At 70.6% G+C, this 23,609-nt stretch carries 18 protein-coding genes; 9 read left to right on the forward strand and 9 right to left on the reverse strand.

The features are described from left to right. Nucleotides 1-52: 52 nt before the first annotated feature. From E8D38_RS02970 to E8D38_RS02995, 6 genes are all read right to left on the reverse strand, one after another. Entirely contained in the window at nucleotides 53-1,621 is a 1,569-nt protein-coding gene (locus E8D38_RS02970; protein WP_140626244.1) for a methyl-accepting chemotaxis protein, read from the reverse strand. Nucleotides 1,622-1,746: 125 nt separating this feature from the next. Next, nucleotides 1,747-2,130 carry a hypothetical protein gene (locus tag E8D38_RS02975; protein WP_140626245.1) on the reverse strand — a complete coding sequence of 128 codons (384 nt, stop codon included), beginning with the start codon at nucleotides 2,128-2,130 and terminating at the stop codon, nucleotides 1,747-1,749. 114 nt (nucleotides 2,131-2,244) lie between these two features. Further along, nucleotides 2,245-2,625 (reverse strand): hypothetical protein, encoded by a 381-nt coding sequence (locus tag E8D38_RS02980; protein WP_140626246.1) that lies wholly within the window; start codon nucleotides 2,623-2,625, stop codon nucleotides 2,245-2,247. Nucleotides 2,626-2,689: 64 nt separating this feature from the next. Continuing rightward, a complete protein-coding gene (gene pabB / locus E8D38_RS02985) occupies nucleotides 2,690-4,453 on the reverse strand; it encodes an aminodeoxychorismate synthase component I (RefSeq protein WP_140626247.1) in 1,764 nt (587 codons plus the stop codon). A gap of 131 nt (nucleotides 4,454-4,584) precedes the next feature. Continuing rightward, entirely contained in the window at nucleotides 4,585-5,073 is a 489-nt protein-coding gene (locus E8D38_RS02990) for a disulfide bond formation protein B (protein WP_140626248.1), read from the reverse strand. Beyond that, nucleotides 5,070-5,534: a RidA family protein gene (locus E8D38_RS02995; protein WP_140626249.1), complete on the reverse strand. Its 465-nt coding sequence runs from the start codon at nucleotides 5,532-5,534 to the stop codon at nucleotides 5,070-5,072. The genes E8D38_RS02990 and E8D38_RS02995 overlap by 4 nt, the downstream gene beginning before the upstream one ends. Before the next feature lie 151 nt (nucleotides 5,535-5,685). Between E8D38_RS02995 and E8D38_RS03000 the strand changes: the two genes are divergently transcribed. Continuing rightward, nucleotides 5,686-8,118, forward strand: coding sequence for a DNA internalization-related competence protein ComEC/Rec2 (locus tag E8D38_RS03000; protein WP_246099330.1), 2,433 nt, complete (start codon nucleotides 5,686-5,688; stop codon nucleotides 8,116-8,118). A gap of 9 nt (nucleotides 8,119-8,127) precedes the next feature. On the opposite strand, the gene E8D38_RS03005 is transcribed toward E8D38_RS03000, so the two are convergent. Next, the gene (locus E8D38_RS03005) at nucleotides 8,128-8,496 is read right to left on the reverse strand and encodes a VOC family protein (protein ID WP_140626251.1); all 369 of its coding nucleotides are present in this window, start codon (nucleotides 8,494-8,496) and stop codon (nucleotides 8,128-8,130) included. Nucleotides 8,497-8,521: 25 nt separating this feature from the next. Beyond that, nucleotides 8,522-9,508 (reverse strand): threonine ammonia-lyase, encoded by a 987-nt coding sequence (locus tag E8D38_RS03010; RefSeq protein WP_140626252.1) that lies wholly within the window; start codon nucleotides 9,506-9,508, stop codon nucleotides 8,522-8,524. Between the two features lie 118 nt (nucleotides 9,509-9,626). Between E8D38_RS03010 and E8D38_RS03015 the strand changes: the two genes are divergently transcribed. Then, nucleotides 9,627-10,091, forward strand: coding sequence for an Lrp/AsnC family transcriptional regulator (locus tag E8D38_RS03015; RefSeq protein WP_219851629.1), 465 nt, complete (start codon nucleotides 9,627-9,629; stop codon nucleotides 10,089-10,091). Nucleotides 10,092-10,100: 9 nt separating this feature from the next. On the opposite strand, the gene E8D38_RS03020 is transcribed toward E8D38_RS03015, so the two are convergent. Further along, the gene (locus E8D38_RS03020) at nucleotides 10,101-10,991 is read right to left on the reverse strand and encodes a helix-turn-helix domain-containing protein (protein ID WP_181178906.1); all 891 of its coding nucleotides are present in this window, start codon (nucleotides 10,989-10,991) and stop codon (nucleotides 10,101-10,103) included. Between the two features lie 128 nt (nucleotides 10,992-11,119). On the opposite strand from E8D38_RS03020, the gene E8D38_RS03025 reads away from it, so the two are divergent. The 7 genes from E8D38_RS03025 (at nucleotide 11,120) to E8D38_RS03055 (ending at nucleotide 23,596) form a co-directional block, all read left to right on the forward strand. Continuing rightward, nucleotides 11,120-13,252, forward strand: coding sequence for a glycoside hydrolase family 52 protein (locus E8D38_RS03025; RefSeq protein WP_181178907.1), 2,133 nt, complete (start codon nucleotides 11,120-11,122; stop codon nucleotides 13,250-13,252). A 120-nt stretch (nucleotides 13,253-13,372) separates the two neighbouring features. Beyond that, nucleotides 13,373-16,768, forward strand: coding sequence for a transglutaminase family protein (locus E8D38_RS03030; protein WP_140626256.1), 3,396 nt, complete (start codon nucleotides 13,373-13,375; stop codon nucleotides 16,766-16,768). Between the two features lie 15 nt (nucleotides 16,769-16,783). Continuing rightward, the gene (locus E8D38_RS03035; protein WP_140626257.1) at nucleotides 16,784-19,405 is read left to right on the forward strand and encodes a circularly permuted type 2 ATP-grasp protein; all 2,622 of its coding nucleotides are present in this window, start codon (nucleotides 16,784-16,786) and stop codon (nucleotides 19,403-19,405) included. Further along, on the forward strand, nucleotides 19,371-20,333 hold the full coding sequence (locus tag E8D38_RS03040) for a transglutaminase family protein (protein WP_140626258.1): 963 nt from the start codon (nucleotides 19,371-19,373) through the stop codon (nucleotides 20,331-20,333). The genes E8D38_RS03035 and E8D38_RS03040 overlap by 35 nt, the downstream gene beginning before the upstream one ends. Before the next feature lie 58 nt (nucleotides 20,334-20,391). After that, on the forward strand, nucleotides 20,392-21,825 hold the full coding sequence (locus E8D38_RS03045; protein ID WP_140626259.1) for a circularly permuted type 2 ATP-grasp protein: 1,434 nt from the start codon (nucleotides 20,392-20,394) through the stop codon (nucleotides 21,823-21,825). Between the two features lie 2 nt (nucleotides 21,826-21,827). Further along, the gene (locus E8D38_RS03050) at nucleotides 21,828-22,790 is read left to right on the forward strand and encodes an alpha-E domain-containing protein (protein ID WP_140626260.1); all 963 of its coding nucleotides are present in this window, start codon (nucleotides 21,828-21,830) and stop codon (nucleotides 22,788-22,790) included. Between the two features lie 11 nt (nucleotides 22,791-22,801). After that, nucleotides 22,802-23,596: a transglutaminase family protein gene (locus E8D38_RS03055; protein ID WP_140626261.1), complete on the forward strand. Its 795-nt coding sequence runs from the start codon at nucleotides 22,802-22,804 to the stop codon at nucleotides 23,594-23,596. The last annotated feature ends 13 nt before the right edge of the window (nucleotides 23,597-23,609 follow it).

The raw sequence follows: 23,609 nt of genomic DNA on the forward strand, positions 1-23,609 counted from the left end.
GGCCGCGCATCTTAGGAGACGGCGCCCGGGTCGTTCACCGGGCCCGCCGCGGTCAGGCGTGGACCCGGAACGTGCCGACCATCTGCGCCAGGCGCGCCGCCTGTTCCTTCAGGCTCTCGGCCGCGGCCGCGCCTTGCTCCACCAGCGCGGCGTTCTGCTGCGTCATCTGGTCGAGCTGGCCGACGGCCGTGTTGACCTGGCCGATGCCCTCGCTCTGTTCGGCGGCCGACGCGGTGATCTCGGCAATGATGTCGGACACGCGCTGCACCGAGCCCACGATCTCCTGCATCGTCGTGCCGGCGTCGGCCACCAGGCGCGAGCCGGTCTCCACCCGCTCGACGCTCGCGCCGATCAGGCTCTTGATCTCCTTCGCCGCTTCGGCCGAGCGCCCGGCCAGGCTGCGCACTTCGCCGGCCACCACCGCGAAGCCGCGGCCCTGTTCGCCCGCGCGTGCCGCTTCCACCGCCGCATTGAGCGCCAGGATGTTGGTCTGGAAGGCGATGCCGTCGATCACCCCGATGATGTCGGCGATCTTCTTCGAGCTGGTGGTGATCTGGTCCATCGTCGTCACCACCTCCGAGACCACCGTGCCGCCGCGCGCCGCCACTTCGGCGGCCGAGGAGGCCAGCTGGTTGGCCTGGCGGGCGGCATCGGCGCTCTGCTTCACCGTGCCGGTGAGCTGCTCCATCGAGCTGGCCGTCTGCTGGAGGTTCGAGGCGGCCTGTTCGGTGCGGTGGCTCAGGTCCTGGTTGCCCGAGGCCACTTCGGAGCTGGCAGTCTGGATCGAATCGGCCGTCTGCCGGATGTTGCCCACCAGGGCGCTCAGCCGTTCCTGCATGGTGGCGATGGCCTGCAGCAGGCGGCCGGTCTCGTCGTCGTGTTCGGCCTGCACTTCAGAGGTGAGGTCGCCCTCGGCAATGCGTTCGGCGACCGCCACCGCACGACCGAGCGGCCGGGTGACCCCGCGCGTGATGCGCCAGGCGATCAGCGAGCCGGCGGCCAGCGCGGCCAGCACCAGGGCCAGCTCGGCAGCGGTGGCCTTGCTCTTGGTGGCTGCCGCCGTAGCGGTGGCCTCGTCTATGAGCCGCGTCTGCAGCGCGGCGAACTCGGTGACCTTGGCGCGCCACGCCTTCTCCACCGGCCCGGCCGTTTCGGTGAGGATCTGCACCGCCGCCACGTTGTCGCTCGCCACGCCCTTTTCGACCACCGACTTCAGCGCCGGCAGTGCCTTTGCGGCCTGCGTGGCGATGTCGGCCAGCAGCTGCCGTTCGGTGTCGGTGGAGCCCTTGCCCTCGAGCACCGACTTGAGTTCTCCCTCGGCCTTCAGGTAGGCGGCCGCTGCCGCCTCGGCCGCGCCCGATTCCTGCTGGATCAGCTTGGCGTCGTACAGCAGCGCCACGGTGCGGGTGTGCAGGCCGATCTGGTTGATGCTGTTGAGCATGCCGCTGGCCAGTTCGATCTTGAGGTTGTTCACCTCCACGATCTGCTGCATCTGGCCGCTGACCGTGCGCATGGCCACGTTGCTGGTGGCGGCCACGCCGGCCAGCAGCACCAGCACGCTCACGAAACCCAGGGTCAACCGCGTGGCGATCGACATCGACTTGAAGGACGGAATGCGCATTGACAGGTCTCCGGCAGGCGAGGCAGCGGTGCCCGGAGTCTCGCGACGCCGGGCAGTCCCCGATCGACGGAATATCGGCAGCAAGCGCGGTCAGTTGAGCCGCTTCGAGCGGCTTTTCGTGAAGCTCAGCGCTTTTTCGTGCCCACGCCGCCCAGGCGCTTGGAGTTGGCCTTGACGCGCCGGCTCACCGGATGCAACGCCAGGCCGGCGGCGCGCAGGGTCTGTACCGCCGCCCGCTGCGCCTGGGCATGCACCTTGGCCGGGCTCATCGGCCGCATCGGGTGGCCCGGCACCGGCCAGCGCGCCGACTTGTGCATCGAGGTCCAGAAGGCCAGCCAGGATTCGTTGGCGGCCGCCCATTTCTCCCACACCATGCGCTGCGACTCCACCAGCGTCTTGCTGGCGGTGGGCTTGTGGGCCATCTGCGCCAGGCGGTGGGTGATCACCTGGGGTGCATGGGTGGCGATGTCCCAGTGATGGGTCAGGTATCGCTGCCAGAGTTTGAGCATCACGCGGCTCCGGTACAGAACGGAACGGAGGGGCCAGCTTAGGCGCATGGCCGCGTGAACCCGCGCGGAGGCTTCGCAATTCCCCTCGCGACGCTGGGCACAGGTGACAGGCTGTCAGCGATGCCGCGGGTGCTTGGCGCCGGCCTTGCTGCGCCGTACCGGCGGAGCGTGGTCGGCCGCCACCGCTTCGGCCGATGCCCTGGGCTTGCGCTCGCTGGCCGGCGGCTCGCCGGCAGGCGTCGGCTGCGGCGCGGCCACCACCCCGGCCGGTGGCCACGGCATGCTGGGCCAGTGCATCGCATGGGCAGCCTTCCACCAGGACCACCAGGCCTCGCTGGCGCTGGCCCAGTTTTCGAACATCACGCGCTGCGAGTCGGCCAGCGACAGCGACGAGCCGGGCGCGCGCGTCATCAGGTCCACGCGGCGGGCCACTTCCTCGGGCGCCTGGCTGGCGAGTTCCATCCAGCGGCTCCAGTACGGGTGCAGGGGTGTCATGGCAACAACGTCCCCCAAAGGTCGTCAACAGGAGCTTCAGCTTACTCCCGCGCCCGCCGGCTTGTCATGCCCGCAAGACCCCGAGATCCAGCGGCAGCCAGCCGCGTACGCTGTTGAAGAAGGCGCCCGCTTCGGCCTGCCGCAGGTCGTCCCGCGTCAGCCGCGCCTCCTGCAGCACGCCCTGTGCAAGCAGCCGCGCGCGGTAGGTGCCGGGCAGCAGGCCGGCGGCGGCTGCCGGCGTCAGCCAGCGGCCGCGCAGGCACAGGGCGAGGTTGCCGTTCACGAACTCCGTCAGCTCGCCTTCGGTGTTCCAAAGCAGCGTGTCGAAACAGCCGGCAGGCGGAGCGAATGCGGCATAGGCCTCGCGGCGCGTGGTCTTGTGCCGCAGGAATTCGCTGCGGGCGTCGATGGGCGTGCGTGCGAGCCAGGCGCGCAGCGGCACGGCGGTGGGCTGCAGCGGCGCTGCCTCGCCGCGCACGGCGCCGAAGGCATCGACCAGCAGGCGCAGCTTGTGCGCGCCGCGCGGGTGCGCGGTGGCGAGCTCCGCCAGCGTGGTCAGCACGTGCGTCTCGTTCAGCGTATGGCCGAAGTGGGCCGCGCCTCGGCGCAGCCGCTCCAGGTGCTCGTCGAGCAGCCAAACCTGGCCGTCCTGCAGCCGCAGTGATTCGAGCAGCTCGAAGGGCACCGCCGCACGTTCGAGGAACCGCTGCTTGTGCCGCCACTCGTCGGCTTCGGCGGCGACCTGCGAGTCGGCGGTGATGGCGCTGCCCACGCCGCAGGCCGCCTGCCAGGCCTCGCCGGGCTGCCGGGTCAGCTCGACCGTGCGGATGGCCACGTTGAAGGTGGCCGTACCGCCCGGCTGCAGCACGCCCACCGCGCCGCAGTACACGCCGCGCGGCGTGGGCTCCAGCGCACGGATCAGCTGCATGGCGCGCACCTTGGGCGCGCCGGTCACCGAGCCGCAGGGGAACAGCGCGCCGAATAGCTGCGCGAGCGTGGTTCCCGGGCGGGAGGTGGCGGTGACGGTCGAGGTCATCTGCCACACGGTGGGCAGCGCCTGCAGGTCGAACAGTGCGGGCACCCGCACCGAGCCGAGCGTGGCGACGCGCGACAGGTCGTTGCGCAGCAGGTCCACGATCATCAGGTTCTCGGCGCGCTCCTTTTCGCTGGCCTTCAACGCGGCCGCGGCGGCCTCGTCCTCGGCCGGCGTGCCGCCGCGCGCGGCAGTGCCCTTCATCGGCTGCGTGGTCACGAAACCGTCGCGCCAGTCGAAGAACAGCTCCGGCGACACGCTGAGGACCTGCGCGTCTTCATGGGCCAGGTACACGCCGTACCCGCGGGGTTGGCCCCGGTGCAGCGCGCGGAAGGCGGCGAGCGCATCGCCGCGCAGGCGGCTTCGCAGGCGCGTCGTGTGGTTCACCTGGTAGACGTCGCCGGCGGCGATCCAGTCGCGGATGCGCTCGACGTCGTGAGCGAACTGCTCGTCGCCAAGCGTCTGCTGCCAGGGGTCGAAGGCATGGGCATCCCCGCGATCGGCCGGCCAGTCCTCGGCCGTGTCGAACACCGCGAAGCAGGCGAGCGGCCCGTGTGCGCCATGCGTGACGAGGGCCGGGTCGAACGCAGCGGCGGCTTCGTAGCGCACATAGCCCACGCACCAGCGGCCGCCGCGAGCATGGGCCTCGGCGGCGTCGAGCATGGGCTTGACCTCACCGGGCGAACGCGCCACCAGCCATTCGCGCGGCGCGCGGAAGGCCCGGCGCAGCCGCTGCTGCGGCGCTGCCGGCTGCGCCGGAACATCGATCAGTGCGGTGAACTGGGGAGCGCTCATGCCTGCCCCTCGTCCGGCGGGTACGCCGGCCGATCCCCCGGGGGGATGCGGGCCGGCTTGGGAGCGGCCCGGCGCTCGGCCCGTGATGTCCAGGTTGACACGGGGTGTGTCATGGCGCCAGGAACCTCGACTCAGGCCTTGCGGCGCAACACCAGCATCACGAGTGCCACCGCGATGACCAGGAAGAGCGCCAGGCTCCAGAACTCGTACGGCAGGCCGAGCAGGTCGACGGCGGCCTCGGCGCAGGAGGCTCGCACCTCGAACACTTCGGGCAGCAGCGCGTCGAGCCGGGTGCCGCTCACGATGCGGTCGGCCAGCGTGAGGTTGCACGAGGCCGAACGGGCCGCGACGAAATGCTGGTACAGCGCCGCAACAGCGCCCAGGGCGGCCAGCACCAGCGCCACGAAGCCGGCGCCGGCCACTGCCGGCCGCGCCCGCAGCACTGCGCCCGCGAGGCACACCACGCCGATCACCGCGAACACCAGTCGCTGCAGGATGCACCAGGGGCAGGGCTTCATGCCGAAGACATGCTGCGACACCAGCGCCGCGCCCACGGCCGCCAGGCTCAGCAGGCCGATCAGACCGAGCGCCAGCGCGGGTCTCCTCACGAGACCGTTCATTGCTTGAGTTCGGCGATCAGCTCGATCTCGACGCAGGCGCCCAGCGGCACCTGCGCCACGCCGAAGGCGCTGCGCGCATGTGCACCCACCTCGGCGCCGAACACCTGGGCCATGAGCTCGGAGGCGCCGTTGGTCACCAGGTGCTGCTCGGTGTAGGCGGGCGTGCTGTTCACCAGGCTCATCAGCTTGACGATGCGCGCCACGTTGTCGAGCCCGCCGGCCGCTGCGTGCAAGGTGCCCAGCAGGTCGACGGCCACCGCGCGTGCCGCCTGCTTGCCGGTCTCGGTGTCGATGTCCTTGCCGAGCTGGCCGACCCAGGGCTTGCCGTCCTTCTTGGCGATGTGGCCCGACAGGAACACCAGGTTGCCGGTGCGCACGAAGGGCACGTAGGCGGCAGCCGGAATGGCGACGGGCGGCAGGGTGATGCCGAGTTCCTTGAGGGTGGCTTCGATCTTCGACATGGCATGGACTCCATGCGCCGCGACAGGCGCAGGACGAGGGTGGAAGAGGGAGCAGCGATCCTACACGCAGGGCCGTGTGCGGCTCCGGCACACTAGGCCCTTCCAAGAACAAGAGGGCGGGATGCAAGCAGGGCAGGGAAGGACGGCCTGGATGGCCGCGCTGGCTTTGCTGGCCGGCACGGCGGCCCAGCTGCAGCAGCAGGCGCTGTGGCCGCAGGCCGCGTACGCAGCGCTGTGCGCCTCCGCCGTGATGCTGACCTGCGTGGCCTGGGGCTTGCGCCCGCGGCCGGCAGCCCTTGCGCTGCTCGGCGCCATGGCGGCGCTGCTCCTCGGTTTCGGTGCCACCGGCTGGCGCGCGGCCGAGCGGCTGGGGCAGGCGCTGCCTGCGGCCGTCGAAGGCCTGGACCTCCAAGTCGTGGGCGTGGTGGCGAGCCTGCCGCAGTTCCATGCCGACGGCGTGCGGTTCCGCTTCGAGATGGAGAGCGCCAGCCACGGCGGCCAGCCGGTGGCGGTACCTCCGCTGGTCTCGCTGGGGTGGTACGCCCCGCAGCGCGGGAGCAGCCTGCAAGGCCTGCCGCAGGCCACGCTGCGTGCCGGCCAGCGCTGGCGCTTCACCGTGCGCTTGCGCCAGCCGCACGGCAACCTCAACCCGCACGGCTTCGACTACGAGCTGTGGCTGTTCGAGCAGGGCATCCGGGCGACCGGCTACGTGCGCGACAACCGCGGCGCCGCGCCCGAGCGGCTCGACGAGCAGGCCGGCCATCGGCTCGACCGCTGGCGCCAGCAGGTGCGCGACGCAATCGAGCGCCGGGTGGCCGACCCGCATGCGGCCGGCGTGCTGGCGGCGCTGGCCATCGGCGACCAGGGGGCCATCGAGCGCGACGACTGGGAGGTGTTCCGCAACACCGGCGTGGCCCACCTCATGAGCATCAGCGGCCTGCACGTGACGATGTTCGCCTGGCTGGCCGGCGGCCTCGCGGCATGGTGCTGGCGGCGCTCCACCCGCCTTGCGCTGCGGCTGCCTGCGGCGACCGCCGGGCGCTGGATCGGCCTGGCCGCGGCGATCGTCTACGCGCTGCTATCCGGCTGGGGCGTGCCGGCGCAGCGCACGGTGTGCATGCTGGCGGTGGTCACCGCGGCCGGCAGCCTGGGCCGGCGCTGGCCCTGGCCGCTGGTGTGGGGCATGAGCGCGGTGGCGGTGACGCTGGCCGATCCGTGGGCGCTGCTGCAGCCGGGGTTCTGGTTGTCGTTCGCGGCGGTGGGTTTGCTGCTGGCCAGCGGCGGCGCCGACACGCCGGCTGGCGAAACGCCCGCGGTGGAGGGCGCATCGCGCCGCCAGCGTTGGGCTGCCGCCGCCCTGCGAGCGGCGCATGGGGGCCTGCGCACCCAGGTGATCGCCACCGTGGGCCTGGCGCCGCTGACGCTGGTGTTCTTCCAGCAGGTGTCGCTGATCGGCTTCGCGGCGAACCTGCTGGCCATTCCGCTGGTCACGCTGGCAGTCACGCCGCTGGCCCTGGCCGGGGCGCTGATGCCGCCGTTGTGGTCGTTCGGCGCGGTGCTGGTGCAGTGGCTGGGAGGCGTGCTGGCGTGGCTGGCGGCGTGGCCCTGGGCCACCTGGACGGTGCCCGCCGCGCCGCTGTGGGCCATGGTGAGCGGGTTGGGCGCGGCGGTGCTGCTGGTGGCGCCGCTGCCATGGCGCCTGCGCCTTCTGGCAGGGCCGCTGCTGTTGCCCCTGCTCGCCCCCACGGTGCCGCGCCCCGCGCCCGGCAGTTTCGACCTGCTGGCCGCCGACGTGGGGCAGGGTACCGCGGTGCTGGTGCGCACGGCCGGACACACGCTGCTGTACGACACCGGCCCGCAGTATTCGCGCGAGAGCGATGCCGGCGAGCGCGTGCTGGTGCCGCTGCTGCGGGGCCTGGGCGAGGCGCGGCTGGACCGGCTGATGCTGAGCCACCGCGACACCGACCATGTGGGCGGCGCCGCCTCGCTGCTGCAGGCGGTGGGCGCCGCGAGCCTGTGGAGTTCGCTCGAAGACGCGCATCCGCTGCGGGCGGCCGGCGTGCCTGCGACCCGCTGCGAGGCGGGGCAGCGCTGGGTCTGGGACGGCGTCGGCTTCGAGGTGCTGCACCCGCGGCCGGCCGACTATGCACGCGCCGGCCTCAAGCCCAACGGCCTGAGCTGCGTGCTGCGGGTGAGCACGCAGCAGGCCAGCGCGCTGCTGGCCGGAGACATCGAGCGCGAGCAGGAAGCCGCGCTGGTGGCATCCGGACGCGAGGCCCTGCGCAGCGACCTGCTGCTGGTGCCGCACCACGGCAGCAAGACGTCGTCGACCGATGCCTTCCTCGACGCCGTGATGCCGCACACCGCCGTCGTGCAGGCCGGCTACCGCAACCGCTTCGGCCACCCGGCGGCCGAGGTGCTGGCCCGCTACCGGGCGCGCGGCATCCGGGTGGTGCAAAGCGCCTCATGCGGCGCCTGGCAATGGCCGACCGAGCGGCAGGGCTGCTGGCGCGATGCGGTGCGGCGCTATTGGCATCACGAGGCGCAGGCGTTCGATGCGGCGGACGATGAAGGGGCGCCGTAGGACACCGCTTCAGCCCGCGTTCGTCGCGATCTCGATGCGGTGCCCGTCGAGGTCATGGAACATCGCGCCGAAGTAGGTCGGGCTGATGTCGGGCCGCAGGCGGGGCGTGAAGATGTCCTGCCCGCCGGCCGCCAGCGCGACTTCATGGGCGGCCGTGACCGCCGCGCGGGACGGTGCGCCGAAGGCGAGGTGGGTGCCGGGGGCGGTGACCGGCGCTGGCGCCGGGTACAGGAAAAACGACCAGTGCGACTCGGTGCCGAACGCAGCCTCGGCGCCGGTGTCGCGCAGCAGCGCGAGGCCCAGCGGCTCGAGTGCGGCGCGATAGAAGGCGGTGGCCTCGGCATAGCGGGTCGTGCCCAGCGAAACATGGTCGATCACGTTCTCTCTCCTCGATGTGTGTTCGTCAGACGAGCCAGCGTGCGGCCTGCTCCGCCGTCAGGTTGCTGCCGCACAGCACGGTGGCCAGGCGTTGCGAACGCAGCCCTTCCGGGTGTTCGAGCAGGGCCGCCACGCCCGCCACGCCGGCCGGCTCGACCAGCAGGCCGGCGGTGCCGAAGACCAGCCGCATCGCCCGCTCGATGGCGGCCTCGCTCACCAGCAGCACCTCGTCCACCGTGCCCTGCATGTCGGCAAGGGCTTCGGGCACCGGGCGGCGCACCGCAATGCCGTCGGCGATGGTGCTCACCGAAGGCCGGTCGATCAGCCGTCCTTCGCGCCATGACACGGCCATGGCGTCGGCACCTTCGGCGCACACGCCGATCACCCGGGTGGCCGGGGCGTGCGACTTGATCCAGCGGCCCATGCCGGTGAGCAGGGCGCCGTTGCCCAGGGGCACCAGCACCGCATCGAAGGCGTCGCCCGTCCTCAGCATCTCGAGCGCGATCGTCCCGGCGCCTTCGGCAATGGCGGCTTCGCGGCCGTCTTCCACCATCACCGCGCCGCTGTCGGCACAGAAGCGGCGGGCTTCTTCCTTCGCAGTGTCGAAGTCGTCGCTGAACAGCCGCACCTCGGCACCCATCGCCCGCATGCGCTCGACCTTCAGCGGGTTGGCGTTGGTGGCGCTGTAGACCACCAGCGGCCAGCCGCGCCTGCGGCACACCCAGGCCATGGCCTGGCCCCAGTTGCCGGCGGTGGCGCACACCAGCGTCCGGCCGGCCAGTTGCCGCGCGTTTTCATGCATGAAGAAGTCCGCGCCGCGGCCCTTGAACGAGCGCAGCGGATTCATCGTCTCGACCTTGAGCGCAAGCGATGCGCCCAGTGCCTGCGACAGCGGTTCGCATTCGAACTGCGGCGTGTCGCGAAACACCGGGTCGATGGTGACCGCCGCACGTTCGATGCGGTCCGGCGACAGGCGGTGAGTCGTTGTTTCGATAAGCTTGCTGGTGGCCATGCCGGCAGTGTGCGGTCCTGGCCGGTGCGCCCGGCCGCGAACGCCGGTGCCGGCGTGCGGCCAAGCCGCATTCCAGATGCCGCCCATGCGGCCCCGCGAACGACCCGACACCCCAGCAATGCTCGACACCCTCGACCGCCGCATCCTCGACCTCTACCAGCGCGACACACGAACACCTGCCGAACAGATCGGCGCCCAGGTCGGCTTGTCGGCCGCGGCGGTGCAGCGGCGGCTCAAGCGTCTGCGCGAGACCGGGGTGATCGTGGCCGAGACGGCCCAGCTCGACTGCCGGCAGCTGGGCCTGACCTTCACCGCCATCGTGCATGTGGACCTGATCGACGAATCGGCGCCGCAGACGCTGGCCTTCCAGCGCCGCATGAAGGAGCGGCCCGAGGTGCAGCAGGTCTACGGTGTGGCCGGCGCGGTGGACTATGTGCTGGTGGTGGTGGCGACCGGGTTGCCGGCCTACGAGGCTTTCTGCGAAGCCTGCCTGCTGCATGACCCCAACGTGCGCAGCTTCACCACCCACGTGGTGCTCGACGCCGCCCGGCGTGCCGGCCCGCTGGCGATCCCGGCCGGCTGAGCGGCTCGTTCAGCGTCCTTCGGCCGCAGCCTCCGCCACCTCGGCCGCACCCGCCTGCTGGCGAAATGCCTGCGGCGAGATGCCCGACCAGCGCTTGAACTGCCGGCTGAAGTGGGCCACGCTCGAATAGCCCAGGCGTTCACTCACCTGGCCGATGCTCAGGCCCGCGTCGAGCAGCAGCAGGCGAGCTCGCCGCAGCTTGCGCATCGATCGGTGGTGCTGGGCTGAAACGCCGTAGACCTGCCGGAACAGCGCATTGCCGTAGCTGGGCGTGTATCCCAGCCGGCGGATCGCCGAGGCGATGGAGGTTTCCTGGCCGAGATCGACCTCGCGTTCGATCCATGCCGCCAGCCGCTCGGCGGTCTGCAGGGCTGCCTGCGGCAGCGCTGCTGCGGCCCGGACATGCTGCTCATGGCTGGCCGCCAGCACCGCCAGCAGCTTGAACAGCGACGCGCTGATCTCGAGTCGCCACGCCAGCGACGCCGCCGGCACGGCCGCATCGCCCTGGCCCATGCGGCGCAGCACCGGCGCGATCTGCTCGAGCATGGGGTCACCGCTGTCGAACACCCGGGTGCCGATCAGGCAGAGCAGCCGTCGCAGCTCCAGGTCGTCGATGTCGAAATGCAGGCAGTAGAAGCTCGAGGCGACCGGCGTGCTCGACGAATGGGCCTCGAACGGCGTGATGAACAGCAGGTCGCCCTCGCGCTGCTGCAGGCTGCGGCCGGTGAGCCGGGTGTGCTGCTCGCCCTGCAGCAGCAGGCCCACCTCGAAGTACGGGTGGTCGTGCCGCGGGTAGCTCCAGCCGGCCGGCACGCGCGCGGTGTGGGCGCCGGTGAGCATCAGCGCGGTTCGCAGCTCCGGCTGCATCTGGCGCATCGGCAAGGGGAACTGCTCGGACACGGGGTCTCCTGGGCGGGGGGATGGGGGCGCCATCATCCAGCATTTGGGCAACTGCGGCATGCGTTGGGGCATGGCCAGCGCCCGACGGCAGGCCAAGAATTTTTCATCGTCCAACCCGTGTTCGCACCATGCCTTTGCCCAACCCGTTCTTTAACACCCAGCATGCGCCGATCGGTGCCCATGCCAGCCTCACGCTCGGCTTTCCCGGCCCGAAAGGCGGCATGGACCTGGAGCTGTGCCGTGCGCCCGGTCAGTCGGTCCTCGTCGCGCTCGAGTCGAGCGCACAACCGGGGGTGTTCGAGGCCCTGCCTTTCACCGAGCTGCCGCATGACGCCGAGCGCAAGCGGTTCGCCAACGAAGAGGCGGCTGCGGCGACGGCCCGCGTGCAGCTGCTGCCGCCAGCCGCGGTGAGCCGCGACTTCCAGCTCGCCACCGACACCTGGCGCGCGGGTGACCTGCGGTTCTCGCTGTTCACGCCGGTGCGCCGCATTCCGGACCTCGAGCGCCTGCGGCCGCAGGAGGAGCTTGCGGCCCGGCGGGCGCTCGTGCCGGCAGTGCGGGCGGAGGTGGAGGTGGACAACCGCCAGGGCCGGCACACGCGCCGGCTGGTGGTGGGCTTCACCCGCATCGACCCGGTGCGCGGCCTGCGCCACCTGTGCGCGGACGGCGGGGTGGTCGGCGTGGGCGACGGGCTGCACATGGGCCTCCTGACCGATGCGCCCGGCGCGCGTTCCTTCATCGGTTTTCATCCGTTGGGATCCATCGACGACCCGCACGCCGAGCTCAACCGCAAGGCCATGCTCGGCCCCTGGGGCGCGCTGGTGTTCGAGGTGCCGGCGGGCGAGCGCCGCACGCTGCGCCTGGCCTGGTGCTTCCACCGCCCGGGCGTGGTGACCTCGGGGCTGCCGGCGCGCTACTACTACACCCGCTGGTTCGACTCGGTGGAATCGGTGGGGGCCTATGCGCTGTCCGACTTCGAAGAGGCGGTGTCCGCCTGCCGGCGCGCCGACAGCGAGCTGCAGGCGCGTGCGCTGAGCGACGCGCAGCAGTTCACCGTGGCCCACACCACCCGTTCGTATCTCTATTCCACCCAGATGCTCGAGCACGAGGGTGCGCCGCTGTGGGTGGTGAACGAGGGCGAATACAACATGATCAACACCCTCGACCTCGCGGCCGACCATGCGCTGTACGAGTCGCAGCACCACCCCTGGGTGATCCGCAACCTGCTGGAGCAGTACGCGCGGCGCCATGCCTACGAGGACACGCTGCACTTCGCTTCGAGCGGCGAAACCGCGCCCGGCGGCATCGCGTTCAACCACGACATGGGTGCGCACGGCCACTTCGCAGCACCCGGGCATTCGGCCTACGAGCTGGCCGGGCTGACTGGCGTGTTCTCGTACATGAGCACCGAGGAATTGCTGAACTGGGTGCTGTGCGCCGGCATCTATGTGCACAGCTCGCAGGACCTCGCCTGGCTCGGGCAGCGGGCCGAACTGCTGGAGCGCTGCCTGTTCAGCCTCGAGCAGCGCGACCACCCCGACGACCGGCAGCGCATCGGCGTGCCGCGCGCCGACAGCAGCCGCTGCGCGGGCGGCCGCGAGATCACCACCTACGACTGCCTCGATGCCTCGCTCGGCCAGGCCAGCGGCAACACCTACATCGGCGGCAAGGCATTCGCGGCGGGCCTGGTGCTGCAGCGGCTGTTCCTGCAGGTCGACCGGCAGGCGGACGCCCGGCGTGCGCAACGCCTCGCGCAGCGGGCCGCCGCCACGGTGGCGGCCAGCGCGGGGGCCGACGGCCGCATCCCGGCGCTGCTGCAAGGCTCGGGCGATGCGGTGATCCTGCCGGTGATCGAGGGCCTGGCCTATGCGTGGTTCGGCGGCTGCCGCGATGCGCTGGCCCTCGACGGCGAATACGCGGCCTACCTGGCTGCCTTGAAGCGCCACATGGCCGACCAGGTGCTGCGCGAGGACACCTGCCTCTTCCCGGACGGCGGCTGGCGCATCACCTCGACCAGCAGCAACACCTTCCCGGCCAAGGTGTACGTGTGCCAGTTCGTGGCGCGGGAGATCCTGCGCATGGACCTGGGCGCGCTCGGCGCCCGGGCCGACGAGGCCCATGCGCGCTGGCAGATGCACCCGGAGCACAGCGTGCACTGCTGGACCGAGCAGGTGGACAACGGCATCGCATTCGCGGCCCGCTACTACCCGCGCGGCGTGAGCAGCAACGTGTGGCTGACCGAGGAGCGCCCGCAGGGTTGAGCGCGTTCCTCCTCTGGCGCCGCGGGTGGGCGGCATGGTGGTCCCGTGGCGGATCCGATGGCATGATGGCCCGGGTCTTGCATCGAGCGGGGGGCTCACCACGGCTCAGAGGAGGAACTCGTGGCCATCCATGTCGCGCTGAACCACGTCACGCACTACCGCTACGACCGCCGCGTCGGGCTGTCGCCCCAGGTGGTGCGACTGCGCCCCGCGCCGCATTGCCGCACGCCCATCCTGTCGTATTCGCTGCGCATCGAGCCGGGCGAGCACTTCATCAACTGGCAGCAGGACCCGTTCTCCAACTACCTCGCGCGCCTGGTCTTTCCCGACAAGACCACCGAGTTCAAGATCACCGTCGACCTGGTGGCCGAGATGTCGGTCTACAACCCGTTCGACTTCTTTCTCGAGCCCAGCGCCGAGAACTATCCGTTCACCTACGAAAAGGCGCTGGCGCACGACCTCGCGCCCTACCTGGCCTGCGATCCGCTCACGCCGCGTTTCGCCGCCTTCGTCGAAAGCATCCCGCGCGAGCAGGTGCGCACGATCGACTTCCTGGTGGGCCTCAACCAGCGGCTTCAGAAGGACATCCGCTACCTCATCCGCATGGAGCCGGGCGTGCAGACACCGGAGCAGACTCTCGAGCTGGCCGCGGGCTCCTGCCGCGACACCGGCTGGCTGCTGGTGCAGGCGTTGCGCCACCTGGGGCTCGCGGCGCGTTTCGTGTCGGGCTATCTCATCCAGCTCAAGCCCGACGTGAAGGCGCTCGACGGTCCTTCGGGCGCGGAGTCCGACTTCACCGACCTGCATGCCTGGTGCGAGGTCTACCTGCCGGGGGCCGGCTGGATCGGGCTGGACCCCACCTCCGGCCTGCTGGCCGGCGAGGGCCACATCCCGGTGGCCTGCACGCCGGAGCCTTCGAGCGCGGCGCCGGTCACCGGTGCGGTGGACGAGTCCGAGGTCGAGTTCGGCCACGAGATGTCGGTCACCCGCGTCTACGAGTCGCCGCGCGTCACGAAGCCCTACACCGAAGAGCAGTGGGCGCAGGTCCTCGAGCTGGGCCACGCCGTGGACCACGAACTCGATGCGATGGACGTGCGCCTCACGATGGGCGGCGAGCCCACCTTCGTGTCGGTGGAAGACCGCGAAGGCGCCGAATGGAACACTGCCGCGCTCGGCCCTACCAAGCGCGGCTACGCCACCGAGCTGGTGCAGAAGCTGCGCAGCAAGTACGGCGAGGGCGGCTTCCTGCACTTCGGCCAGGGCAAGTGGTACCCGGGCGAGCAGTTGCCGCGCTGGGCGCTGTCGGTCTGCTGGCGCACCGACGGCGAACCCTGCTGGCATGACCCCGGCCTGTTTGCCGACGAGCGCGAACCCGGCGGCTGCACCGAGCGCGACGCACAGCGCTTCATCCACACGCTGACCGGCAAGCTGGGCCTGGGGCCGCAGTACATCCAGCCCGGTTATGAAGACACCTGGTACTACCTGTGGCGCGAGCGCAGGCTGCCGGTCAACGTGGATCCGTTCGACGCCCGGCTCGACGACGAGCTGGAACGCGAGCGCCTGCGCCGCGTGTTCTCCCAGGGGCTCGACAAGGTGGTGGGCTACATGCTGCCCCTCAAGCGCGAATGGTCCGTCGGCCTGAACGGACCGGCCTGGGTCACCGGCCCGTGGTTCTTCCGCGACGAGCGCATGTACCTCTTTCCAGGCGATTCGCCGATGGGCTACCGGCTGCCGCTCGATTCGCTGCCCTGGGTGAACGAGGCCGACCGGCCCTACCAGATCGAGCAGGACCCGTACGCGCCGCGCGACCGCCTGCGGCCCGCGGCCGAGATCCGCAGCCAGTACGCCGGCTATGCGCCGCCCAAGGGCGCCCCGAGCACCGACTGGCGCGGCCGCATCGGCGTGCCCGCCGCCGGCCATTCGCCGGTCTCGCCCGGGCTTCGCGCGGCGGACGACAAGCCGCAGCGCCACGAGTCGGCATCCTGGATCACCCGCACCGCCATGTGCGTCGAGTCGCGCGACGGCGTGCTCTACGTCTTCATGCCGCCGCTCGCCGAGCTCGACGACTACCTCGACCTGCTGGCCGCGGTGGAGTCCACCACCGCCGAGCTGGGCCTGAAGATCGTGCTCGAAGGCTATCCGCCGCCGCGCGACCCGCGGCTGAAGATGCTGCAGGTGACGCCGGACCCGGGCGTCATCGAGGTCAACATCCACCCGGCCTCGAACTGGGACGAACTCGTGGACCACACCGAGTTCCTGTACCAGGCCGCGCACGAGTCGCGGCTGTCCAGCGAGAAGTTCATGGTCGACGGCCGCCACACCGGCACCGGCGGCGGCAACCACTTCGTGCTGGGCGGCGCCACGCCGGGCAACAGCCCGTTCCTGCGCCGGCCCGACCTGCTGGCCAGCCTGCTCACCTACTGGCACAACCATCCGTCGCTGAGCTACCTGTTCTCGGGCCTGTTCATCGGCCCCACCAGCCAGGCGCCGCGCATCGACGAGGCGCGTGACGACCAGGTCTACGAGGTCGAGATCGCGTTGCGCGAGATCGAGCGGCAGGCCGGCCTCACCGCCGAAACGCCGCCCTGGGTCATCGACCGCACGCTGCGCAACCTGCTCATCGACGTGAGCGGCAACACCCACCGCGCCGAGTTCTGCATCGACAAGCTGTATTCGCCCGACGGTCCCACCGGCCGCCTGGGCCTGCTGGAGCTGCGGGCCTTCGAGATGCCGCCGCATGCCCGCATGAGCCTGGTGCAGCAGCTGCTGCTGCGCGCGCTGGTGGCCTGGTTCTGGCGCGAGCCCTATACCGGCCGTGGCGCCACCCGGCTCACCCGCTGGGGCACCGGGCTGCACGATCGCTTCCTGCTGCCCACCTTCGTGCAGATGGACTTCCACGACGTGCTGGCCGAGCTGGGGCGCGCCGGCTTTGCCTTCGAGGAAGCCTGGTTCGCGCCGCACTTCGAGTTCCGCTTCCCGATGGTGGGCGAGGTCAGCGTCGCGGGCATCCACCTGACGCTGCGCAACGCGCTGGAGCCCTGGCACGTGATGGGCGAGGAGGGCGCGGCCGGGGGCACGGTGCGCTATGTGGATTCGTCGCTCGAGCGGCTGGAGGTCAAGGCCAGCGGGCTCAACGGCAACCGCCATGTGGTCACGGTGAACGGCCAGGCGCTGGCGCTGCAGCCCACCGGCCGCGTGGCCGAACACGTGGCCGGCGTGCGCTTTCGCGCCTGGCAGCCGGCCTCGGCGCTGCACCCCACCATCGGCGTGCATGCGCCGCTCACCTTCGACGTGGTCGACACCTGGCTGCAGCGTTCGATCGGGGGCTGCCGCTATCATGTTTCGCACCCGGGCGGGCGCAACTACGACACCTTCCCGGTCAATGCCTATGAGGCGGAGAGCCGACGCTTGGCGCGCTTCTTCAAGCTGGGTCACACCCCGGGGCAGCTGCAGGTGCAGCATGCCGTGCCCAGCCAGGAGTTCCCCTTCACCGTCGACCTGCGCCATGTTTCCTGATCACCGGCGCACGGGATGCAGCAGTCCACTCTCGAATTCGACACCACCGCCAGCTTTGCCGATGCCGCAGCGCATGCCGTGCTGCATGCGGCCAAGGCGGCCGACGCCGGCCACTACGACGAGCTGATCGACGCGAGCGGCCTGGCGCTGCGTCCGGCCTGGCGCGAATTCGTGAGCCTGCTCGGGCCCGAGGGGCTCGGCAGCATGGAGCGGCGCCATGCGCAGATCGAGCGGCAGATCCACGAGAACGGCGTCACCTACAACGTCTTCTCCGACAGCGGCGGCCCCACGCGGCCGTGGTCGCTGGGGCTGCTGCCCTTCCTCATCGAGCCAGCCGACTGGCGGCACATAGAAGCCGGCGTGGCGCAGCGCGCCGAGCTGCTGCAGGCGGTGCTGGCCGACGTGTACGGGCCGCAGCAGCTGCTGCACGAAGGCCTGCTGCCCAGCGCCCTGGTGCAGGGGCACCCCGGCTACCTGCGTGCGCTGCAGGGCGTGGTGCCGGTGGGCGGCCAGCACCTGCACATCGTGGCCTTCGACCTGGCACGCGGACCCGACGCCAGCTGGTGGGTGGTGGGCCAGCGCACCCAGTCGCCCTCTGGCCTGGGCTACGTGATGGAAAACCGGCTCATCACCTCGCGCCTGTTCCCCGAAGCCTTCCGCGAGCTGCGGGTGCAGCACCTGGCCTCGGGCTACCGCCGCCTGCTCGACACGCTGCAGCAACTGGCCACGCCCTGCGCCGACGGCCATGCGCCGCGCCTCGCGCTGCTGACGCCAGGCCCCTACAGCGAGACGTATTTCGAGCATGCCTACCTCGCGCGCTACCTGGGCCTGCCGCTGGTCGAAGGCGGCGACCTCACGGTGCGCGACGACCGGCTTTACCTCAAGACGGTGCAGGGGCTGGAGCCGGTGCATGGCCTGCTGCGCAGGCTCGACGACGACTACTGCGACCCGCTGGAGCTGCGCGCCGATTCGACGCTGGGCGTGCCGGGGCTGCTGCAGGTGATCCGTGCCGGACGGGTGGTGGTGACCAATGCGCTGGGCGCCGGCTTCCTGGAGTCGCCCGCGGTGCAGGGTTTCCTGCCGGCCGTCGCCGAGCGTCTGCTCGGCGCGCCGCTCTCCCTGCCGGGCCTGCCGACCTGGTGGTGCGGCGAGCGGGCCGCCTGGGATGCAGCCCGCGATTCAGGCCAGGTGGGCGTGGTTCGAGCCACCTATCCGCGTGCCACCGGGCGCGGCGTGGACCCGGGCATCGGTGCGCCCCTGAACGAAGCCACGCGCGCCGAGTGGCGCCGGCGCATCGAGGCCGATCCCGACGCCTACACCCTGCGCGGCTATCTGCCGTTTTCCCAGACGCCCTGGTGGGCCGCGGGCCAGTTCCTGCCGCGCACGGCCATGTTGCGCGTCTATGCCATCGCCGACGCCCAGGGCGGCTGGAAGGTGCTGCCCGGCGGCATGACCCGCATCGCGCAGCACGACCCCGACGTGGTGTCGATGCAGCACGGCGGCAGCAGCCTCGACACCTGGGTCATGACCGACGGCCCGGTCGACACCTTCTCGATGCTGCAGCAGCGCCTGCGCATCGACGACCTGGCGGGCCGTGCCCGGCCGGTGTCCAGCCGCACCGCCGAGAACCTGTTCTGGATGGGCCGCTACACCGAGCGCACCGAGCAGCTGGTGCGCCTGACCCTGGCCACCTCGACGCTCGTCGATGAAGACGACGACACACCCGAGGCCCTGCTCGACGCCGTGACGGAGCTCGCGCGCAACACCGGCCTCGCGCCCTTCGGTTCGCCCAGCCTGACGCAGGCGCCGCGCATCTTCGAGCGTGCGGTGGTCGCCGCGCTGGCCGACGCGCAGGGCGAGCGCAGCATCGCCTTCAACCTCGCGTCGCTGGAGCGCGCCGCCGGCGCCCTGCGCGACCGGCTCTCGCCCGAGCACTGGCGCCTCGTGCGCAAGATGGGCGAAGACTTCGAGGCGCGCATGGCCTGGGTCGCGGCTTCGGAAGTCCCTGGCGGCGCCGGCTTTGCCGCCGCCGAGCTGCAGGAAGCGCTCGAACACCTGGCCGACCAGCTGGCCGCGGTGACCGGCGCGCAGACCGACCGCATGACGCGCGACGACGGCTGGCGGCTGCTCACGGTGGGCCGCCTGACCGAACGGCTGGTGGGCATGGCCAGCACGCTGCAGGCCTTCTTTGCCGGCCGCGCGGTGTACGGCGTGCAGGGCTTCGACATGCTGCTGTCCCTGTTCGACAGCACCATCACCTTCCGGGCTCGCTACCAGCGCCGCCAGGACCTGCTGGCACTGGTCGACCTGGTGGTGATGGACGAATCGAACCCCCGCGCGCTGGCCTGCGTGCTGCGCCGCCTGCGTGCCGAGCTGCGCAAGCTGCCGCAGGCCGGCGGCCCGGTCGAGGGGCTGCTGGCGCTGCTGCCGCAGGAAGGCGCCGGCGCCACGCTCGACGAACTGCAGGGCCGGCGTGATCGCGAGACCGATCCGCGCGCGCCCAGCGGCGACGCACACGACGACCGCATCCTCGCCCTGTGCGAGCGCCTCATGGAGGCCGGCGCGCGACTGTCCGACGAAGTCGGCCGCCGCTACTTCGCCCATGCCGATGGATACGAGCAGCACCTCAGCGCCTGAGGCCGCGGCGGGCACGGCGCCTGGGCCGGTGCTGCTGCGGGTGGAGCACGAGACCCGCTACCAGTACACCAGCCCGGTGGAGCTGGCCCACCACATGACCTTCCTGCGGCCGCTCGAAGACGAGCACCAGCGCGTCGAGGTGTTCGAGATGCAGGTCGAGCCCGCGCCCGGTCACCACACCACCGGGCGCGACACCTTCGGCAACAGCCGCGGCTTCTTCAGCATCACCATGCCGCACGAGTCGCTGTGCGTGCGGGCCCGCAGCCTGGTGCGGGTGGCGGCCCGCCATGCGGCCCTGCGCCCGGCGGCATCGCCCGCCTGGGAACTGCTGCGCGAGCGGCTGCGCTTCATTGCCGGGGAGCGCTACGAACCGGCCGCCGAGTTCGTGTTCCCGTCGCCGATGGCGCCGCTGCACCGGGAGCTCCACGCCTATGCCAAGCCTTCGTTCTGGCCGGGCCGGCCGGTGGCCGAGGCGGCCATCGAGCTGATGCAGCGGGTGCATCGCGACTTCCGCTATGAACCGCAGAGCACCCAGGTCAACACCCCGGTCCTGCAGGCCTTCATGCAGAAGCGCGGCGTCTGCCAGGACTTCGCCCACGTGATGATCGGCTGCCTGCGCAGCCTGGGGCTGGCCGCGCGCTACGTGAGCGGCTACCTGCTCACCGAACCGCCGCCCGGGCAGCCGCGCCTGCAGGGAGCCGACGCCTCGCATGCCTGGGTGTCGGTGTACGCACCCGGCGCGTTGGCCTCCGGCGGCTGGCTCGACCTCGACCCGACGAACGACTGCGTGCCGGGGACCTCGCATGTGCGATTGGCAGTCGGGCGCGACTACGGCGACGTGACGCCCCTGAAGGGCGTGATCCGCGGCGGCGGGCAGCACACGCTCACGGTGCGGGTGAGCACGGAGTCGGTGCCGCAATGGGTATGAGCCGAAGCCCCAAATTGGCACAATCCCTGCATAGGCAGTGCAACGAAAGGGGAAGCTGATGCAGCCGTACGACGAGATGCACGCCAGCAGCACTCGGGTGCGTGACCACTACAGCCAGTACGACCGCTGGCTCGCACGCCAGCCGCGCGAGATGATGAGGATCCGGCGCGACGAAGCCGAGATGATCTTCCGTCGCGTCGGCATCACCTTCGCCGTCTACGGCACGAAAGACGAAGACGGCGCAGGCACCGAGCGCCTCATTCCGTTCGACCTGATCCCGCGCATCATCCCGTCGCACGAATGGCGGGAGATGGAGCGCGGCCTGCGCCAGCGGGTCACTGCGCTCAACCGCTTCATCCACGACGTCTACCACGACCAGGAGATCATCAAGGCAGGTCTGGTGCCGGCGGAGCAGGTGTTCAAGAACGCCCAGTTCCGGCCCGAGATGATGGGCGTGGACGTGCCGGGCAACATCTACTCGCACATCGCCGGCATCGACATCGTGCGCGCCGCCAACCCCGACGGCTCCGGCAGCTACTACGTGCTCGAGGACAACCTGCGGGTGCCCAGCGGCGTGAGCTACATGCTCGAGAACCGCAAGATGATGATGCGGCTGTTCCCCGACCTCTTCGGCGAGCACCGCGTGGCCCCGGTGGCGCACTATCCCGACCTGCTGCTCGAAACGCTGCGCGCCGTGGCGCCGGCCGGCGTGAACGAGCCCACCGTGGTGGTGCTCACGCCCGGCATGTACAACTCGGCCTATTTCGAGCACGCCTTCCTCGCCCAGCAGATGGGCGTGGAGCTGGTGGAGGGGCAGGACCTCTTCGTGCGCGACAACTACCTCTACATGCGCACCACGCAGGGCCCGAAGCGGGTGGACGTGATCTACCGCCGGGTGGACGACGATTTCCTCGACCCGCTGGTGTTCCGGCCCGATTCGACGCTCGGCTGCGCGGGCCTGCTGAGCGTGTACCGCGCCGGCAACGTGGCGTTGTGCAACGCCATCGGCACCGGGGTGGCCGACGACAAGTCGATCTACCCGTACGTGCCGAAGATGATCGAGTTCTACCTCGGCGAAAAGCCCATCCTGCACAACGTGCCGACGCACCTGTGCCGCGAGCCCGAGGACCTCAAGTACGTGCTCGCGCACCTGCCCGAACTGGTGGTCAAGGAAGTGCACGGCGCGGGCGGCTACGGCATGCTGGTGGGGCCGGCGGCCACCAAGGACGAGATCGCCGCCTTCCGCGAGCAGCTCCTGCTCAACCCGAGCAACTACATCGCGCAGCCCACGCTGAGCCTGTCCACCTGCCCCACCTTCGTGGAAAGCGGCATCGCGCCGCGCCACATCGACCTGCGGCCCTTCGTGCTGTCGGGCAAGACGGTGCAGATGGTGCCCGGCGGGTTGACACGCGTGGCCTTGAAGGAAGGCTCCCTGGTGGTCAACAGCAGCCAGGGCGGCGGCACGAAAGACACCTGGGTGCTGGAGGCATGACGATGCTGTCGCGGACTGCAGATCACTTGTTCTGGATGGCTCGGTACATGGAACGGGCCGAGAACACAGCGCGCATGCTCGACGTCAACTACCAGACCGCGCTGCTGCCCCAGTCGGCCGCGGCGGCGGAGCAGGGCTGGCGGGGCCTGTTGAGCATCTCGGAGCTGCTGCACGAGTTCCACAAGCGGCACGATACGGTGAACGCGCGCACGGTGATGGACTTCATGGTGAGCGACGAGGACAACTCGTCGAGCATCGTCACCTGCCTGCGCTCCGCGCGAGAGAACGCACGAGCCGTGCGCGGCGCACTCACCACCGAAGTCTGGGAGATGCAGAACCAGACCTGGCTCGAGTTCAACCGCATGCTCAAGTCGGGCACGCTGCAGCGCGACCCCGGCGAGTTCTTCGAATGGGTGAAATTCCGCTCCCACCTGTCGCGCGGCGTCACCCTGGGCACCATGCTCCAGGACGAGGCCTTCCACTTCCTGCGCATCGGCACCTTCCTCGAGCGGGCCGACAACACCGCGCGCCTGCTCGACGTGAAGTTCCACTCGGCACAGAGCGAGTTCTTCGGCGCCGGCCAGCCGCGCGACCAGCAGGAGGTGGACTTCTATCACTGGTCGGCCATCCTGCGGTCGGTGTCGGGCTTCGAGGTCTATCGCAAGGTCTACCGCAACGTCATCCGCCCCGAACGCGTGGCCGAGCTGCTCATCCTGCGGCCGGACATGCCGCGTTCGCTGGCCGCCTGCATGAACGAGGTGGTCGACAACCTGCGCATGGTGGCCAACGACCAGAGCCATGAGACGCTGCGGCGGGCGGGCCGGTTGCGCGCCGACCTGCGCTTCGGCCGCATCGACGAAATTCTTGCCACCGGCCTGCATGCTTTCCTCACGCAGTTTCTCGATCGAGTGGGTGACCTCGGTCTCGGCATCAGCCGTGACTTCCTGGTGCCCGTGAACGCCTGAAAGGGAGCGAGATGCGTCTGCGCATCGAGCACAGCACCCACTACGGCTACAGCCACGTGGTGCAGCATGCGATCCAGACGCTGCGCCTCACGCCCCAGAAGTCTGCGCAGCAGACCGTGCAGCAATGGCACGTTCAGGCGCCGGGTACGCTGTTCGAGTCGGTCGATGGCTACGGCAACCTCGCGCATACCTACACCATCAAGCGGCCGATGATGCGAGGCACGGTGCGGGCTTATGGCGTGGTCGAGACGCATGCGGATGCCGGCGTGACCGACGCCCCGGGTGCGTTGTCGCCCTGGCTCTACCTGCGGCCCACGCCGCTGGCAGAAGGCCACCAGCGCCTTGCGGAGTTCGCAGCCCATCACCTCGACAAGGGGGTGAACGAGGCCACGCTGATGTCGCTCGCGGGAGCGGTCAACGAGCAGGTGAGCTATCGGCCCGGCAAGACCGACGTGGGCACCACGGCGCTCGAGGCCTTCGACTGGGGGCATGGTGTTTGCCAGGATCAGGCACACGTCTTCATTGCGGCCTGCCGTACGCACGGCGTGCCGGCGCGTTATGTGAGCGGGTATTTCTACGCCGCCGATGCGCCCGAGCTCGCGAGCCACGCATGGGCCGATGTGTGCGTGGACCCGCAGGCCGGGCGCTGGCTGAGCATCGACATCACGCATCAATGCCTGATGGACGAACGCCACGTGCGCCTGGCGGTGGGACCCGACTACGCGGCCTGCCCCCCGATCAAGGGAGTGCGCATGGGTGGGGGCAGTGAGACGATGGAAGTGCAGGTGGACATTCGACCTGTGTAGTCGGTGGCCTCCT

This window comes from Methylibium rhizosphaerae, assembly GCF_006386545.1.
GTDB classification, from domain to species: Bacteria; Pseudomonadota; Gammaproteobacteria; order Burkholderiales; family Burkholderiaceae_C; genus Pseudorivibacter; species Pseudorivibacter rhizosphaerae.